Annotated in this window: 1 protein-coding gene; it reads right to left on the bottom strand. The window is 72.1% G+C overall.

Annotated elements, in window-relative coordinates; genetic code table 11:
- Positions 1–20 precede the first annotated feature (20 nt).
- Positions 21–19,796 carry a type I polyketide synthase gene (locus tag ACZ6TD_RS42905; protein ID WP_471358557.1) on the bottom strand — a complete coding sequence of 6,592 codons (19,776 nt, stop codon included), beginning with the start codon at positions 19,794–19,796 and terminating at the stop codon, positions 21–23.
- Positions 19,797–19,854 lie beyond the last annotated feature (58 nt).

Here is a 19,854-nt window from a genome sequence, read left to right as displayed (position 1 = left end):
CCAGGTGGTTCTCGTTCATGTCAGGCGTCTCCGAGTTCTCGGTCGATGACATCGAAGAGCTCGTCCACCGATGCGCTTTCCAGGTCGTCGTTGCCGTTGTCGTCCCGTACGGTGCTCCCGCCCCCGCCCACGGGTTCGCTCAGCTTGGCCAGCACCGACTGGAGCCGGACGATGGCCTTCGTCCGGGTGATGTCGTCCTGCGGCAGGGCCGTGAGGACGGATTCGAGCCGGTCGATCTCGGCGGGCAGGGACTTCTCCGTGGCTGCCTCGTCCTCGACCAGCTCCCCCTTGAGGTGGCGGGCCAGCGTCGACGGCGATCCGTAGTCGAACAGTGCGGTCGGCCGCAGCCGCAGCCCGGTGGCCGCGTTGAGCCGGTTGCGCAGTTCCACGGCGGTCAGCGAATCAAGCCCCATGTCGAAGAAGCCACGCTCGCCGTCAATGCCCTCGTGCGTGGCGTATCCGAGGACGGCCGCCGTATGCGTACGCACCAGGTCGAGCAGGGCGGGTTCGCGTTCCGCCGCCGGGAGCTCCGCGAGTGTCGTGGCGAGCGTCGGCCCGTGGGCGCCGGCGGCCTGCCCGTCCAGGGTGGCGTCGATGGCCTGCCGTGCCGTCCTGACCTCGGCGATGTCGCCGAAGAGGAGGCCGAGCCGGGTGCCGTCGACACCGGCGGTGAACCGCGGCCAGTCGATGTCGGTGATGACCGGGCAGGAGTCGGGCTGGTTGATGGCCCGCGCCATCGCGGTGACGGCCAGCTCGGGCTCCATCGCGGGCAGGCCGAACCGTTCCATGCGGCCGCTGATGGCCGCGTCCTGGGTGGCCATGCCACCGTCGGCCCACGGCCCCCAGGCCACGGAGGTGGCGGGCAGGCCCTCGGCGCGGCGGTGTTCGGCGAGCGCGTCCAGGAAGGCGTTCGCCGCCGCGTAGTTGCCCTGTCCGGCGCCGCCCACCGTCGCGGAGAACGAGGAGAACAGCACGAACGCCGAAAGGTCCAGCTCGCGCGTCAGCTCATGCAGATGCCAGGCCGCCTCGGCCTTCGCCCGCAGCACGCCTTCGAACCGGTCCACCGACAGCCCGTCCAGCACACCGTCATCCAGCACACCGGCCGTGTGCACCACAGCCGTCAACGGGAACTCCTCCGGCACCCGAGCCAACAGCCCGGCAAGTGCCTCGCGGTCGCCCACATCACATGCCGCAACCGTCACCCGAGCACCCAACTCGGCAAGCTGCGCACGCAACTTGTCCACGCCCTCGGCCGCCGGACCGCGCCGCGACACGAGCACCAGATGCTCCGCACCGGCCCGCGCCAGCCACCGCGCCACATGAGCGCCCAGCGCACCCGTACCACCGGTCACCAGCACCGTCCCCGACGGCTGCCACGCCTCCCCGCCCTCGGCACCCACCGCCGCACGGACCACACGGCGAGCGAACACACCCGACGCCCGCACCGCCAGCTCGTCCTCACCGGTGGCACCGCTGATGACGGCGGTCAGACGCTCCAGGGCCCGGCCGTCCGGCGTCTGCGGCAGGTCGACCAGGCCACCCCAGCGCTCCGGGGCCTCCAGTCCGGCGACCCGGCCCAGCCCCCACACCGCCGCCTGCTCGAGGCTCAGCGGGCTCTCCGAACCGCCCGTCGCCATCGCCCCCCGCGTCACACACCACACACGGCCGCCCACACCCACGTCCCCAATCGCCTGAAGCAGGGACAAGGTCAGCGCCAGGCCCGATGGCACCGCCGCATACCGGCCATGCCGTCCCTCGGCCAAAGCCAGCAGCGACAGCACCCCCGCGACCTCACCGGCCCGGTCCGCGCCGCCCAGAGCCTCGCGCATCCGCGCCGCCACCGCCTCACGGTCGGCGTCGGCATCCTCGAGCTCGACGACCACGGGCAGCGCGCCCCGCGTGGCCAAGGCCGCCACGCAGTCCGCGACCCACGCGTCCTCGGCCAGCCCGGCGTCCACCGCCACCAGCCACGATCCCGTCAGCGACGCGGTCGCCACCTCGGAGACCGGCGACCAGGCGATCCGGTAGCGCCACGCGTCGACCTGCGACCGCTCACGGCTGCGACGCCGCCACGACGACAGGACCGGCAGCACTGCCGCCAGCGACTCACCCGTGACGGCCTCGCTCTCGATGGCCAGCGTCTCCGCGAGCGCCGACAGGTCCTCGCGTTCCACCGCGTCCCAGAAGCCGGCGTCGGCGGACTCGCGGTGAGCGTCTGCCGTGCCGGGCCGGGCTTCCGGCGCCGCCCCTGTCGCAACCCAGTAGCGCGTGCGCTGGAAGGCGTACGTCGGCAGCTCCACCCGCCGGGCCGGCCGTCCGGCGATGGCCGCGAGCACGGCCGTCCAGTCCACCGGCACACCTCGGACATGGGCCCCGGCGGCGAGCGTCAGTGCGGTCTCGACCTCGTCGCGACCGGAGCGCGCGGCGGGCAGGAAGACGGCGACATCTGCTGTCTCCTCCGGCAGGCACTGCTCGCCCATCGTGGACAGCACCTCGTCAGGGCCCAGCTCCAGGAAGGTGGTGACGCCCGCGCCCGCCAGACTCCGCACTCCGTCCGCGAACCGCACGGTATCGCGGACGTGCCGCACCCAGTACTCGGCGGAGCACAACGTCTCGGAGTCAGCGATCGAGCCCGTCACGTTGGACACGACGGGGATGCGGGGAGGCGCGTACGACAACCCGTCGGCCACCTGGCGGAACTCGGCCAGCATCGGCTCCATCAGGGCCGAGTGGAAGGCGTGGGAGACGCGCAGCCGCTTGGTCTTGATGCCCTCGGCCTCCAGCAGCCCGGCAATCTCCACCACGACTTCTTCCGCGCCGGAGATCACGGTCGAGCGCGGACCGTTGACCGCCGCCACACTCACCTCGGCCTCACGACCGGCCAGCAGCGGCAGCACATCCGCCTCAGCGGCCTGCACCGACACCATCACCCCACCCGACGGCAACGCCTGCATCAACCGCCCACGAGCCGCCACCAACACACACGCGTCCTCCAGCGACAACACACCCGCCACATGCGCGGCCACCAGCTCACCGATCGAATGCCCCGCCACGAAATCCGGCCGCACACCCCACGACTCCACCAACCGGAACAGCGCCACCTCCACCGCGAACAACCCACACTGGGTATACGCCGTCTCATCCAGCCCCGACACGTCCCCACGGATCACCTCCCGCAGCGAACGCTCCAGCACGCCCTCAAAGTGCCCACACACCTCATCGAAGGCATCCGCGAATACCGGGAACGCCCCATACAGCCCCAGCCCCATCCCGAGCCGCTGACTCCCCTGCCCCGAGAACAGCACCGCCAACTTGCCCTGCACCACAGAGCCCTGGACCACGCCCGGCGCCGGATCGCCAATCGACAGCGCCTCCAAGCCTTCGACAAGACCAGCCCGGTCAGCGGCCAGCACCACAGCACGATGCTCAAACGCACTACGCGTCGTGACCAGCGACAACGCCACATCGGCCATCGACGGCTCCGCCCCGGCCCGACCGCGCGCGTACGGCAGCAGCCGCTCCGCCTGGGCCCGCAGCGCACCCTCGGACTTCGCCGACACCACCCACGGCACCAGCACCGACTCATCAGGCGCGTCGGTCACCGGCCCGGCGACGGGCCGCTCCTCGGGGGCGTGTTCCAGGATGACGTGCGCGTTGGTGCCACTGATCCCGAACGACGACACACCCGCACGCCGCGGACGGCCCGTCTCCGGCCACTCCACCGCATCCGTCAACAACTCCACCGCACCCGCCGACCAATCCACATGCGGCGACGGCTCATCGACATGCAACGTCTTCGGCAGCACCCCATACCGCATCGCCAGCACCATCTTCATCACACCCGCCACACCGGCGGCCGCCTGCGCATGACCGATGTTCGACTTGATCGCACCCAGCCACAACGGCCGGTCCTCCGCGCCACGCTCCTGCCCGTACGTCGCGAGCAACGCCTGAGCCTCAATCGGATCGCCCAGCTTCGTGCCCGTACCGTGCGCCTCCACCGCGTCCACCTCAGCAGCCGACAACCGAGCACTCTCCAACGCCGCCCGGATCACCCGCTGCTGCGACGGACCATTCGGCGCCGTCAACCCGTTCGACGCACCGTCCTGGTTGATGGCGCTGCCGCGCACCACCGCGAGCACCTGGTGACCGTTCCGCCGTGCGTCCGACAGCCGCTCCAGCAGGAGCATCCCGACACCCTCGGCCCAGCCGGTGCCGTCCGCGGCTCCCGCGAAGGGCTTGCAGCGCCCGTCCGGGGCCAGCCCGCGCTGGCGGCTGAACTCGACGAACGCGAGCGGGCTGGCCATGACCGTGGCGCCACCCGCGAGGGCCAGCGAGCACTCGCCCTGCCGCAGCGCCTGGGCGGCCCAGTGCAGCGCCACCAGGGACGACGAGCAGGCCGTGTCCACGGTCACCGCGGGTCCCTCGAAGCCGAAGGTGTAGGAGATGCGCCCCGAGGCGACGCTCCCGGCGTTGCCCGTCATGAGGTAGCCCTCGGTGGCCTCGCCGGCCTGCTGCACCGCATCGGTGTAGTCGTGGTAGGTCAGTCCGCAGAAGACGCCGGTCTGGCTGCCGCGCACCGACGCCGGGTCGATACCGGCCCGCTCCAGCGCCTCCCACGACGTCTCCAACAGCAACCGCTGCTGCGGATCCATCGCCACCGCCTCACGCGGCGAAATCCCGAAGAACTCTGGATCGAAATCACCCGCGTCATACAGGAAACCACCCTCACGCGCATACGCCGTGCCCCGGTGATCGGGGTCCGGGTGATACAGACCCTCCAGGTCCCAGCCGCGATCGTCGGGCAGCCCCGAGATCGCGTCCCCGCCGCTGATGAGCAGTTGCCACAGCTCTTCGGGCGTCCGCACACCGCCCGGGAAGCGGCAGCCCATTCCGACGATGGCGATCGGCTCATCGTCGGTCGTGGCCTCGCGCGCTGACGGCGTGTCCTGCGTCCGGTCGAGGGGCGGAGTTTCGACTTCGGCCTGGGCGGAGCCCATCACCTCGCCGAGGATGTGGCGGGCGACCGCGGTCGGTGTCGGATAGTCGAAGACCAGCGTGGCCGGAAGCCGCAGACCGGTGGCGGCGTTGAGACGGTTGCGCAGCTCGACCGCGGTGAGCGAGTCGAAGCCGATGTCGCTGAACGCACGGTCGGGAGCGATCGCGTCCGACTCGGGATGGCCGAGCACGGCTCCCGCGTGATCGGTCACCAGCTCCAGCACGACGTCCTCCCGCTCGGACCGGGGCAGACCCGTGAGACGGCGTACGAGGGCGGTGGCGCCGCCCTGGTCGTCGGCGGCGGCGTCGATCACCCGTCGGGCCGGGGCGCCGATGAGGTGGCGCAGCAGAGCGGGAGTGGCTCCGGGCCGGGCGTGTGCGCGGAGCACCGCGACGTCCATGCGCGTCGGCACCAGCAGGGCGTCATCGGTCGTGCGTGCCGCGTCGAAGAGCGCGAGCCCCTCATCGGCGGTCAGGGGGGTCATACCGAACCGTGCCATCCGGGCCATGTCGACCTCGCCCAGGTGGCCGGTCATGTCACTGCGTTCGGCCCAGAAGCCCCAGGCCAACGAGACCCCCGCAAGCCCACGCGCCCGACGGCGCGCCGCCAGAGCGTCCAGGAACATGTTCGCCGCCGCATAGTTCCCCTGCCCCGCCGCGCCGAACGTGGCAGCGGCCGACGAGAACATCACGAACGCCGACAGATCCAGATCCCGCGTCAACTCATCCAGATGCACCGCGGCATCGACCTTCGGCCGCAACACCACGTCGATGCGCTCCGGCGTCAACGACTCCACCAGACCGTCATCCAGCACACCGGCCGCGTGCACCACACCACGCAACGGACGATCCGCCGGAATGCGCGCCAGCACGCCCGCCAACGCCTCACGGTCGGCGACATCGCACGCCTCGAACACCACGCGTGCGCCGATGTCGGCGAGCTCGGCTTCCAGCTCCGCCGCACCCGCCGCGTCGCGGCCGCGACGCGACACCAGCACCACGCCGCGCACGCCATGGCGGGCGACCACGTGACGCGCCACCAAACCGCCCAGCACACCACTGGCACCCGTGATCAGCACCGAACCGTCGGGCTCCCACACCACCTCTCGCCGAGGCGCCACGGGGACCAGGGCCCGGGTCAGCCTGGGAGCGCACACACCACCCCCACGCACGGCGATCTGAGGTTCTCCGGTGGCCACCGCCGCGCCGATCGCCTCGGCGGCCCACTCCAGGTTCTCCAGATCCACCAGGACGAATCGGTCCGGATGCTCGGCCTGCGCCGAGCGCACCAGACCCCAGACCGCGGCAGCCGCCGCGTCCGGCACGTCCTCACCCGGTACGGCCGCCACCGCACCCCGCGTCACCACCACCAGCCGCGAGTCGGCGCACCGCTCCTCGGCCAGCCACACCTGGAGCGCGTCCAGGGCGCGATGCGTCGCCTGGTGCGCCCGCTCTGCCACGGTCACGAGGTCGTCTTCCGCCGCGACGGACTCGGTTGCCGAGGCGGTGAGGAACGGCAGGAGTACGAGGTCGGGTACGGCCACGGCCGATGCGCCGGACCGGAGCAGCGCGCCCATGTCGTCGTACTCGTCGATCCGGCCACCGCTGGATTCGAGCGCGGTGCGCAGTTCGGCGCCCTCAGGGCCGACGATCGCCCAGTGGGCGCGGTGCGGCTCGACATCGGCGGAGCCTGCCGGGACACTCATCCACTCCACCCGGAACAGCGACTCATGGGGCCTCCGGCCCCCGGTGAGCTGCTCCGATGTGAAGGTGCGGGTCGCCACCGCGTCCACGTCGGCCACCGCATGGCCCGATTCGTCGGCCAGCAGGATCGCCATGCCGTCCGGCCGTTCGGTGGAGAGCCGTACCCGCAGGGTCGTCGCGCCGGTGGCGTACAAGGACATCCCGGTCCACCGGTACGGGAGCCGGACGCGGCCGTCGTCGTCGGCCGTGGGATCGGCCACGGCGTGCAGGGCCGCGTCGAGCAGCACGGGATGCAGGCCGAAGCGATCGGCCTCCGAGCGCATGTCCTCCGCCAACGCCACCTCGGCGAAGACCTCCGCACCGCGACGCCACGCATGGCGCAGGGCGCGGAACGCCGGACCGTACTCGAGACCGCTGTGCGCGGCCGCACTCGGATACCGGTCGGCGAGGTCGATCGGCGAGGCATCCGCCGGCGGCCACTGGCCGAGCCCGGTCTCCGCCGGCGCCGTGGGCCCCTCCGTGGTCAGCACACCGGTGGCATGGTGGGTCCAGGGCAGGTCGGCGGGCCCGTCCTCGAAGCGGGAGTAGAGGTTCACGGTGCGTCGTCCGGAGTCGTCCGGGCCGCTCACCGTCAGTTGCAGTTGGACGGCGCCGCTCTCGGGAACGGCGAGGGGCGTTTCCTGCGTCAGCTCCTCCAGGTGGCCGCAGCCGACCGCGTCCCCGGCTCGCAGCGCCAACTCGACCAGGGCGGACCCGGGGAGCAGCGCGGTGCCGTGAACAGTGTGGTCGGCCAGCCACGGGTGTGTCCGGAGGGAGAGCCGACCGGTGAACAGCTGCCCGCCGGACTCGGGCAGCGCGACCGCCGCGCCGAGCAGGGGATGGTCGGCGGAGACCAGCCCGGCCGACGACACATCGCCCGTCACGGCTGAGGGCTCGATCCAGAAGCGCTGACGCTGGAATGCGTACGTCGGCAGATCGACGCGCCCCGCGCCGGTGCCCGCGAACATCCCCGCCCAGTCGACGGACGCGCCGCCCACGTACGCCTCGGCCAGGGAGGCGAGGAACCGGTCGAGACCGCCTTCGTCACGGCGCAAGGATCCAACGGCGGTGACACGGGCGCCGTGCTCCTCGGCGGTCTGCTCCACGCCCATCGTCAGAACGGGGTGGGCGCTGGCCTCGATGAACATATCGAAGCCGTCGGCCAGCAGGGCGCGTACGGTCTCGTCGAAGCGCACTGTCCGGCGCAGATTGCGGTACCAGTACGCGGCGTCCAGATCGACCGTATCGAGCACGCCCCCGGTCACCGTCGAATAGAACGGCACCGACGACGGCCGAGGACTGATCCCCGCCAGCTCCCGCAGCACCTCGCCCTCGATGGACTCCACATGAGCGCAGTGGGAGGCGTAGTCCACGGGGATACGACGCGCCCGGACCCCGTCCGCCTCACACACCGCCAGCAACTCGTCCAACGCGTCGGCGTCACCGGAGACCACGACCGCCGACGGGCCGTTCACCGCCGCCACCGACAACCGCTCACCCCACCGGCCCAGCCGCTCCCGTACGGCCTCCACCGGCAGCGACACCGACACCATCCCACCCAGCCCCGACAACGCCCGCAACGCCTTGCTCCGCAACGTCACCACCCGCGCCGCATCCTCCAACGACAACCCACCCGCCACACACGCCGCCGCGATCTCACCCTGCGAGTGGCCAACAACCGCCGAAGGCTCGACCCCGTACGAACGCCACACCTCCGCCAACGACACCATCACCGCCCACAACACCGGCTGCACCACATCCACCCGCTCCAGTGCCGCGGGGTCGCTGAGCACCTCCACCAACGACCACTGCACAAACGGCGCCAACGCCGCCGCGCACTCAGCCAACCGCTCCGCGAACACCGGCGACGACTCCAGCAACCCCGCCGCCATCCCCACCCACTGCGACCCCTGACCAGGGAAGACCACCACCGCACGACCATCAGCACCCGCCACACCCCGGATCAGCCCCGGGAGGTCCCGGCCCTCCGCGAGTGCCGCCAGACCATCTGCCAGACCGTTCCGGTCCGCGGCCAGCACCACCGCACGGTGCTCGAACGCACTACGCGTGGTCGCCAACGACAGGCCGATGTCATCGGCCGAGAGCTCCGCCCGCTCGCGCACATGCGCCAGCAGCCGGTCCGCCTGTGTCCGCACCGCGGCCTCGGACTTGCCCGAGACCAGCCAGGGTGTGACGGGCAACCGCACCAGGCCGCCGGCGGGCTCGTCCACGGCGAGCCGCTCGGCCACCTGCTGCGGCGGGGGCGCCTGCTCGAGGATGACGTGCGCGTTGGTGCCGCTGACGCCGAAGGAGGACACGCCCGCCCGCCGCGGCCGACCGGTCTCGGGCCACGGCGTGGCGCCGGTCAGCAGCTGGACGGTGCCGGGCGACCAGTCCACGTACGGGGAGGGCTCGTCCACGTTCGGCATCCCGGGCAGCAGACCGTGCCGCATGGCCAGCACCATCTTGATCAGGCCCGCCACACCGGCGGCCGCCTGCGTATGCCCGATGTTGGACTTGACCGAGCCCAGCCACAGGGGCTGGTCGCCGGTGTGCTCCCGGCCGTACGTGGCCAGCAGCGCCTGCGCCTCGATCGGATCGCCCAGCGTCGTACCCGTCCCGTGCGCCTCCACGGCATCGACCTGCCCGGCCGTGAGCCCGGAGTTGGCCAGCGCCTGGCGGATCACCCGCTGCTGGGACGGGCCGTTGGGCGCGGTGAGGCCGTTGCTCGCACCGTCCTGGTTGACGGCGGAGCCACGCACCACCGCGAGGATCTGGTGGCCGTTGCGGCGCGCGTCCGACAGCCGCTCCAGCAGCAGCATGCCCACACCCTCGCCCCAGCCGGTGCCATCCGCGGCCGCCGCGAACGGCTTGCACCGGCCGTCCGGCGCCAGGCCCCGCTGGCGGCTGAACTCCACGAAGCCACGCGGGGACACCATCACCGAGACGCCACCGGCGAGGGCGAGGGAGCACTCGCCCTGTCGCAGCGCCTGTGCCGCCAGGTGCAGCGCCACCAGGGACGACGAACAGGCGGTGTCCACCGTCATCGCGGGTCCCTCGAAGCCGAAGGTGTACGAGATGCGGCCGGACACGACACTGGCCGCGTTGCCGGTGGCCACATAGCCTTCGGTGGTCTCCGGGGCCCGGTCGGCCAGGGACACGTACTCCTGCCCGTTGGTGCCCATGAACACGCCGGTGCGGCTGCCGCGCACCGTTTCCGGGTCGATTCCGGCCCGCTCCCACAGCTCCCATGACGTTTCCAGCAGCAGCCGCTGCTGGGGGTCCATCGCCAGCGCCTCACGTGGCGAGATGCCGAAGAAGGACGCGTCGAAGCCGCTCACCTCGGAGAGGAACGCACCCTCGCGTACGTAGCTCTTTCCGAGCGCGTCCGGATCCGCGTCGTACAGCCCCTCGAGGTCCCAGCCACGGTCCGTGGGGAAGGCCGAGACGGCGTCCTCTCCGGCGGCCAGCAGCCGCCACAGGTCGTCGGCGGAGCGTACATCGCCGGGGAAGCGGCAGCTCATCGAGACGATCGCGATCGGCTCGTCCGCCGCGGTGGACGCGGTCGTGGCCACGTCCGCCCTCGCGCCGTCCGTCTGCTGGTGGCTGCCGAGCAGTTCGGTGAGCAGATATCCGGCCAGCGCGGTCGGTGTGGGGTAGTCGAAGACCAGGGTGGCCGGGAGCTGAACGCCCGTGGCCTCGCTGAGCCGGTTGCGCAGGCCCACCGCGGTCAGGGAGTCGAAGCCGATCTCCATGAAGGCGCGGCCGGGCCCGATGGCGTCCACACCGCTGTGACCGAGTACGGCGGCCACATGGGCGCGCACGAGCTCCAGAAGGGTGCGCCGCCGTTCGGCCTCGGACAGGGTCCCCAAACGACGGACGAGTGCCGAGGACTCCTCGGTGTGTGCGGGGTCGGTGTCGCCGGGCCGGGCGGTCGCGGTCAGCTTCCGGACTTCCGGGACCCCGCTGAGCAGCCGGGACAGCCGCCGGGCCTCGAAGGTGTCGGCGAAACGCTCCCAGTCGGCGTCGACGACGGCGAGCGCCGCGTCCGGGTGGGTGATGGCGCGCTCCAGCGCCGCCAGGGCCAGCCGTGGATCCATCGCTGTCATGCCATTGCGCCGGATGGTGCGGCTGACCTCGGCGCTGCTGACGGCCATGCCGTGGTCGGCCCAGGGGCCCCAGGCCACCGAGGTGGCCGGAAGCCCCGCCCCGCGCCGCCACTCCGCCAACGCCTCCAAAATCGCGTTCGCCGCAGCATAGTTGGCCTGCCCAGCGGCACCCACCGTCCCCGAGAACGACGAGAACAACACAAACGCCGAAAGTTCCAGCTCCCGCGTCAACTCATGCAGATGCCACCCCGCCTCGGACTTCGCCCGCAGCACACCCTCGAACCGCTCCACCGACAGCCCGTCCAGCACCCCGTCATCCAGCACACCCGCCGCATGCACCACCGCCGTCAACGGCAACTCCTCCGGCACCCCCGCCAACACCCCCGCCAACGCACCACGATCGCCCACATCACACGCCACAACCGTCACCCGAGCACCCAACTCACGCAGCTCGGCACACAGCTCATCCACACCCACAGCCCCAGGCCCACGACGCGACACCAGCAACAGATGCTCCACACCCACCCGCGCCAACCACCGCGCCACATGGGCACCCAACGCACCCGTACCACCAGTCACCAACACCGTGCCCGACGGCTCCCAGCCCCCGACGCCATGCCCGCCGGCCGACGCCCGGACGATACGGCGCGCGAAGACTCCCGAGCCGCGCACCGCGACCTCGCTCTCGCCCGTACGACCGCTCAGCACAGCCACGAGGCGATCCGCCGCCCGCGCATCCCACACCTCGGGAAGATCCAGCAGCCCGCCCCACCGCTCGGGCACCTCCAGACCGGCGACCCGGCCCAGGCCCCACACCGCCGCCTGCTCCACCGCGCGCACGCCCTCGGAACCAGCGACCGCGACCGCACCGCGCGTCGCACACCACACCGGAGCGGCCACGCCCACATCGCCCACCGCCTGCACCAGCGACAGCGTCAATGCCACGCCCAGGGGCACCGACCGATACTGGCCGTGGCGGCCCTCGGCCAGCGCCAGCAGGGACAACACGCCCGTGGCATCGGCCGCTTCGGGCCCGGCCAGAACCTCACGCAGCCGCGCCGCCATCAGCTCACGGTCGGCGTCATCAGGCCCCAGCTCGACCATCACCGGCCGTGCACCACGCCCGGCAAGCGCGTCCGCACACGCCGACACCCACGGGTCGGTGGCCATCCCCGCGGGGACCGCCACCAGCCACGGACCCGTCACCGTCCCGGATCCGTCGGACACCGGCGACCACGACACGCGGTAGCGCCACCCGTCCACCGTGGCGCGCTCACGTCCACGGCGACGCCACGACGACAGCACCGGCAGCACCGCAGCCAGCGATTCACCGGCGCCGTTCTCGTCCGCGACCGCCAGCGTGTCCGAGAGCGCGGGCAGATCCTCACGCTCCACCGCGTCCCAGAAGTCGGCTTCCACCGCGCCCGTGGGGCCCGTCTCAGCCGTGGTGACGGACGACTCCAGCCAGAAGTGCTCCCGCTGGAAGGGGTACGTGGGCAGCTCGACGGGCCGGGGGCGCGCCGGTGCGACCAGGGCGGCCCAGTCCACGGAGCGACCCCGCACATGGATCTGGGCCAGTCCCTCCATGACCGAGGCGGTCTCTCCCCAGCCGCTGCGGAGAACGGGGGCGAAGACGGCGTCCGGCGCACACTCCTGCCCCATCCCGGAGAGGACTCCGTCGGGGCCCAACTCCAGGTAGGTGACCACGCCTTGCCCGGACAGGCACTCCACACCATCGGCGAAGCGCACGGTCTCGCGGACGTGTCGCACCCAGTACTCGGCCGAGCACAGCGCCTCGGCATCCGCGACCAGACCCGTCACATTCGACACGACGGGGACACGCGGCGGCGCATACGACAACCCCTCGGCCACCCGCCGGAACTCCGCCAGCATCGGCTCCATCAACGGCGAATGGAACGCATGCGAGACACGCAACCGCTTCGTCTTGACACCCTCGGCCTCCAACAGCCCGGCGACCTCCACCACCGCTGCTTCCGCACCGGAGATCACGGTCGAACGCGGACCGTTGACCGCCGCCACACTCACCGCAGCCTCACGACCAGCCAGCAGCGGCAGCACATCCGCCTCAGCCGCCTGCACCGACACCATCACCCCACCCGACGGCAACGCCTGCATCAACCGCCCCCGAGCCGCCACCAACACACACGCGTCCTCCAGCGACAACACCCCCGCCACATACGCCGCCACCAGCTCACCAATCGAATGCCCCGCCACGAAATCCGGCCGCACACCCCACGACTCCACCAACCGGAACAGCGCCACCTCCACCGCGAACAACCCACACTGAGCAAACCCCGTCCCATCCAGCCCCGGCACATCCCCGAACACCACATCCCGCAGCGGACGCGCCAACACCACGTCGAACAGCGCACACACCTCGTCAAACGCCTCCGCGAAGACCGGGAACACCTCATACAGCTCCCGACCCATCCCAACCCGCTGACTACCCTGCCCCGAGAACACCACCGCCAGCTTTCCCGGCACCACCGAACCCCGCACCACACCCGCCGCCGGTACACCATCCACCAGCGCTTCCAACCCGGCCGCAAACCCCTCACCGTCGCCCGCCAGCACCACCGCCCGCTCATCGAGGGCCGAACGTGTCGTGACCAGCGACAACGCCACATCGGCCACCGACGTGTCCGACGCCTCCGCCCCGGCCTCACCTCGGGCATAGGGCAACAAAAGCTCCGCCTGTGCCCGCAACGCGCCCTCGGACTTCGCCGACACCACCCACGGCACCAGCACCGACTCATCAGGCGCGTCGGTCACCGGCCCGGCGACGGGCTGCTCCTCGGGGGCGTGTTCCAGGATGACGTGCGCGTTGGTGCCACTGATCCCGAACGACGACACCCCCGCACGCCGCGGACGATCCGTCTCGGGCCACTCCACCGCATCCGTCAGCAACTCCACCGCACCCGCCGACCAATCCACATGCGGCGACGGCTCATCGACGTGCAGTGTCCTCGGCAGCACACCGTGCCGCATGGCGAGCACCATCTTCATCACACCGGCCACACCCGCGGCGGCCTGCGTATGACCGATGTTGGACTTGACCGAGCCCAGCCACAACGGCCGGTCCTGGGCGCTGCGCTCCCGCCCATAGGTCGCGAGCAGCGCCTGAGCCTCAATCGGATCGCCCAGCTTCGTGCCCGTACCATGCGCCTCCACCGCGTCCACCTCAGCGGCCGACAACCGAGCACTCTCCAACGCCGCCCGGATCACCCGCTGCTGCGACGGACCGTTCGGCGCCGTCAAACCATTCGACGCACCGTCCTGGTTGACCGCGCTGCCCCGCACCACGGCCAGCACCCGGTGCCCGTTCCGCCGCGCGTCCGACAGCCGCTCCAGCAGCAGCACACCGACGCCCTCCGCGAGCCCCATTCCGTCCGCGGCCCCCGCGAACGCCTTGCAGCGGCCGTCGAGCGCCAGGCCGCGCTGCCGGCTGAAGCCGATCAGGGCACCGGGGTTCGGCATGACGGCGACGCCCCCGGCGAGCGCCAGCGAGCACTCCCCGTTCCGCAGCGCCTGCGCCGCCAGGTGCAGTGCCACCAGGGACGAGGAGCACGCGGTGTCCACCGTCACCGCGGGGCCCTCGAAGCCGAAGGCGTACGCGACGCGTCCGGACACGACGCTGGCCGCGCTCCCCGTCATCAGGTGGCCTTCGGAGCCCTCCGGCGCCTCATGCACCCGCGGCCCGTACTCCTGGTAGTTGGAGCCGATGAAGACGCCGGTGCGGCTACCGCGCAGCGCGAGCGCGGGCAGACCGGCGCGCTCGAAGGCTTCCCACGAGGTCTCCAGCAGCAGCCGCTGCTGGGGGTCCATCGCCAGCGCCTCACGTGGCGAGATACCGAAGAACGCCGGGTCGAAGTGACCCGCGTCGTAGAGGAAACCGCCCTCCCGCACATACGTCTTGCCGGGCGCGTCCGGATCCGGGTCGTAGATGCCCTCGATGTCCCAGCCGCGGTCGGTGGGCAGCCCGCCGATCGCGTCACCGCCGGACATGATGAGCTGCCACAGCTCCTCGGGGGAGGACACCCCGCCGGGGTAGCGGCAGCTCATCGCCACGATGGCGATGGAGTCGTCGTCGGAGTCCACGGGCATGGCCCGGGCCGCCTCCGCCCCTGCCGCCGTCTGCGGGAGGGCGAGGGCGTCCGCCTCGTCGGCCGTCGTCCCCGCCAGCTCGGTGAGGATGTACTCGCTCAGGACGGCGGTACTGGGGTAGTCGAAGGCCAGTGTGGCGGGCAGACGCAGCCCGGTGGCCGCGTTCAGCCGGTTGCGCAGTTCGACGGCCGTCAGCGAGTCGAAGCCGAGGTCCTTGAACGCGCGCTCGGAATCCACCGCGTCCGGGGTGGCGTGTCCGAGGACGGAAACCACCTGCGCGCGCACCAGCTCCAGGACGGTGTGCTCACGCTCGGTGGGGGTCAGTCCGGTCAGCCGCTGCCGCAGGCCCGACGCGGCGTCGGCCGACGCGTTCGCGACCGCCCCGGCGGTGTCGGTGCCCTCCTGGACGCGTCGCATCGCGGGCAGTTCGTCCAGCAGCGGGCTGGGGCGGGCGGAGGTGAAGACCGGGATGAAGTTTTCCCAGTCGATATCGGCGATCGCCAGATGGGTCTGGTCGTGGTCGAGCGTTTGCCGCAGCGCGGCGATGCCGAGCGCCGGGTCCATGAACCGCAGTCCGCGCCGCCGCAACTGGTCCAGGTCCAGGGCCTCGGGCATGTTGTCGCCGGTGGCGTCCCACACTCCCCAGGCCACCGAGGTGGCCGTCAGGCCGTTCGCCCGCCGCCGCTCGGCGAGCGCGTCCAGGTAGGCGTTGGCGGCGGCGTACGCACCGTGGTCGCCCACGCCCCACAGCCCGGACACCGAGGAGAACAGCACGAACGCGTCCAGCGGGGTGTCGCCCAGCAGCTCGTCCAGATGGGCAGCGCCCGCCACTTTCGCGTCCATGACCTGGGCGAATTCCGCCGAGGTCGTGGCGCCCAGCCCGGCCAGGTCGATATGGGCCGCGGCGTGGATGACGGCGGTGAGCGGCCGGTCGTCGGGCACGGACGCGAGAACACGCTGGAGCGCGGCACGGTCCGCCACATCACACGCGGCGACCGTGACCTGGGTGCCCTGTTCGGCCAGTTCGGCGACCAGGTCTTCGGCGCCGGGGGCCGCGAGCCCGCGGCGGCTGGTCAGCACCAGGTGTTCGGCGCCGTTGTGCGCCAGCCACCGGGCCAGATGGGTGCCGAGGGCACCGGTGCCACCGGTGATGAGCACCGTGCCACGGGGCTTCCAGGTGCGCCGTGCGGGGGTGTTCCCGAGGGGTGCGGGCTCGAGCCGCCGCAGCATCACGCCCGAGGCGCGGATCGCGACCTGGTCCTCGGGGCCGCCGTCCGCGAGCACTCCGGCGAGCCGGGCGCCGGCCCGGGCGTCCATGGTGCGCGGCAGGTCGATCAGCCCGCCCCAGCTGTCGGGGTACTCCACTCCGGCCACCCGGCCCAGGCCCCACACCGCCGCCTGGGCGGGGCTGGTGAGCGGATCGGAGCTGCCGATGGACACCGCGCCGTGGGTGGCGCACCACAGCGGAGCGCGGACGCCGAGGTCGCCGAGGGCCTGGATCAGGGCGAGGGTCAGGGTCAGGCCGGTGGTGGCCACGGGATGGTCGGGGTACGGGCGTTCGTCCAGCGGCAGCAGTGACAGCACGCCGGACAGCGTGTCCAGCGGGTGGTCGGCGGTGGCGGCGCGCAGCCGCTCGGCCACCGTGGCGCGGTGTGCGTCGTCCGCGCCCAGTTCGACGAGGACGACATCGGCGCCGTGTGCCGCGAGCGCCTCGCGGGAGGCCGTGACCAGCGGGTCGTCCGGGCAGGCGCGGGGAGCGAGCAGCAGCCATGGCCCCGGAAGCGAGGCGGCCGGGGTGCCGCTCTTGGGGCGCCAGATCACGCGGTAGCGCCACTCGTCCACGGTCGATTCGGAGCGCCGCTGCCGACGCCACTGCGCGAGGGCGGGCAGGACGGTGCCCAACGAGGTGCGCTGCTCGGTGGATTGGACCTGGAGCGTGGCGGCCAGCGCCTCGGTGTCCTCGCGCTCCACGGCCTGCCAGAAGTGCGTGTCCGCACCGTCCTCGGCCGGGGTGCCCTCGGTGGGGCGCGCGGAGGTGGCCGAGGCGAGCCAGTAGCGCTGGTGCTGGAAGGCGTAGGTGGGCAGGTCGACGGGGTGCGCGCCGGTTCCGGCGAACACCGTCCGCCAGTCGATGGCGATGCCGCCGACGTGCGCCTCCGCCAGGGAGGTCAGGAACCGGTCCGGGCCGCCTTCGTCACGGCGCAGCGAGCCGACGGCCGCCACGGGGGTGCCGTGGTCATCGGCCGTCTGCTCGATGCCCATGGTGAGCACCGGATGCGCGCTGGCCTCCACGAACGTCTGGAAGCCCTCGTCGAGGAGCACCCGTACGGTCTCGTCGAAACGCACCGTCGCGCGCAGATTGCGGTACCAGTAGCCGGCGTTCAGCTCGGTGGTGTCCAGCACACCACCGGTCACCGTGGAGTAGAACGGCACCGAGGAGGAGCGCGGAGCGATCCCGGCGAGGGTGCGCCGGATCTCGTCCTCGAGGCTCTCGACGTGGGCGGAGTGCGAGGCGTAGTCCACGGGGACGCGGCGCGCCCGGATCTCCTCCGCCTCGCACGCCGCCAGCAGCTCGTCCAGCGCATCGGCGTCACCGGAGACCACGACCGCCGAGGGGCCGTTCACCGCCGCCACCGACAGCCGCTCGCCCCATGCCGCGAGCCGCTCCCGTACGCGCTCGACGGGCAGCGAGACCGACGCCATGCCACCGCGCCCGGACAGCGCCCGCAGGGCCTGGCTGCGCAGGGCTACGACGCGCGCGGCATCCTCCAGCGACAACGCACCCGCCACACACGCCGCCGCGATCTCACCCTGCGAGTGGCCGATGACCGCCGAAGGCTCCACCCCGTACGAGCGCCACAGCTCCGCCAGCGACACCATCACCGCGAACAGGGCGGGCTGTACGACGTCCACCCGCTCCAGCGCCGCGGGGTCGCTGAGCACATCCACCAGCGACCAGTCCACATGTGGCGCCAGCGCCGCCGCGCACTCGTCGATCCGCCGGGCGAACACCGGCGAGGAATCCAGCAGCCCGGCCGCCATGCCCACCCACTGCGACCCCTGGCCGGGGAAGACGAAGGCGACCCCGGCGCTGTGCTTGGCGACGCCTTCGACCAGCCCGGAGGCGCCCCGGCCCGCGAGGTGGTCGGCCAGGATCCGTACGCCCTCCGCACGGCCCGGGGCCAGCACGACCGCGCGGTGGTCGAAGGCGGTCCGCGTGGTGGCGAGGGACAGTCCGATGTCCTCGGCCGGAACCTCCGGGTGCCGCTCCACATGGTCCAGCAGCCGCGTGGCCTGGGCGCGCAGCGCCGCCTCGGACTTGCTGGACAGCGGCCAGGGGACGAGCGGCAGCGCCGTCCGGGGCGCCTCCGCCTCCTCCGTCCCCGCCACGTCGTCGCCGGACGTGGTGTCAGTGGCGGTGGCGGACGGTGGCAGCGGCGCCTGTTCGATGATGGCGTGGGCGTTGGTGCCGCTGATGCCGAACGAGGACACACCGGCCCGGCGCGGCTCCTCACCTTCGGGCCATGCCGTGGCCTCGGTGAGGAGTTCGACGGTGCCCGCCGTCCAGTCCACGTGTGGGGACGGCTCGTCGATGTGCAAGGTGCGGGGCAGCACGCCGTGCCGCATCGCCAGCACCATCTTCATCACACCGGCCACACCGGCAGCCGCCTGCGTATGTCCGATGTTCGACTTGACCGACCCCAGCAGCAGCGGGTGGTCCGCGGCGCGCTCACGGCCGTAGGTGGCCAGCAGCGCCTGTGCCTCGATCGGGTCGCCCAGCTTCGTACCCGTCCCGTGCGCCTCGACGGCGTCGACCTGCCCGGCCGTGAGCCCGGCGTTGGCCAGCGCCTGGCGGATCACCCGCTGCTGGGACGGGCCGTTGGGGGCGGAGAGGGCGCTGCTCGCACCGTCCTGGTTGGTCGCCGTGCCCCGGACGACGGCCAGCACCGGGTGCCCGTTGCGGTGTGCGTCGGAGAGCCGCTCCAGGAACAGCATGCCCGCGCCCTCCGCGGGCCCGAAACCATCGGCCGCCGCCGCGAAAGGCTTGCACCGGCCGTCGGGCGCGAGTCCGCGCTGCCGGCTGAAGCCGATGAAGGTGCCGGGCGTGGCCATGATGGTGACGCCACCGGCCAGGGCGAGGGAGCACTCCCCCTGGCGCAGGGCCTGTACGGCCAGGTGCAGGGCGACCAGCGACGAGGAACACGCGGTGTCCACCGTCACGGCCGGGCCCTCCAGGCCCAGGGTGTAGGCCACGCGCCCGGACACGACGCTGATGGCGCTGCCGGTCACCAGGTGGCCCTCGACACCGTCGGTGGCCTCGTGCACCCGCGGCCCGTAGTCGGGGGCCACGGCGCCGACGAACACTCCGGACCGGCTGCCCCTGAGCGAGGCGGGATCGATGCCCGCCCGTTCGATGGCCTCCCACGAGGTCTCCAGCAGCAACCGCTGCTGCGGATCCATCGCCAGCGCCTCACGCGGTGAGATCCCGAAGAAGTCGGCGTCGAAGTCGCCGACGTCGTGCAGGAATCCGCCCTCGCGCGCGTAGGAGGTGCCGGGCCGGTCGGGGTCCGCGTCGTAGAGCGAGCCGAGGTCCCAGCCGCGGTCGTCGGGGAACGGTGTGATGGCGTCCTCGGCCCCGCTCAGCAGCCGCCAGAACTCCTCGGGGGAGCGCACCCCGCCGGGGAAGCGGCAGCTCATCCCGACGATCGCGATCGGCTCGCGGGCCGCGGACTCCACGTCCTGCAGGCGCTGCCGTGTCTGGTGCAGATCAGCCGTCACCCGCCGGAGGTAACCGAGCAGCTTTTCTTGTTCCGACATCAGAACCTCTCGGGGTCGGGCTTCGGGAGCGGGGTGGTCGGCGGGCAGGTGGGGTGGCTTC

The organism is Streptomyces yongxingensis, assembly GCF_055597465.1.
Note: the sequence above shows the minus strand (reverse complement) of the source record. Positions and strands in the feature narration are given on the sequence as shown.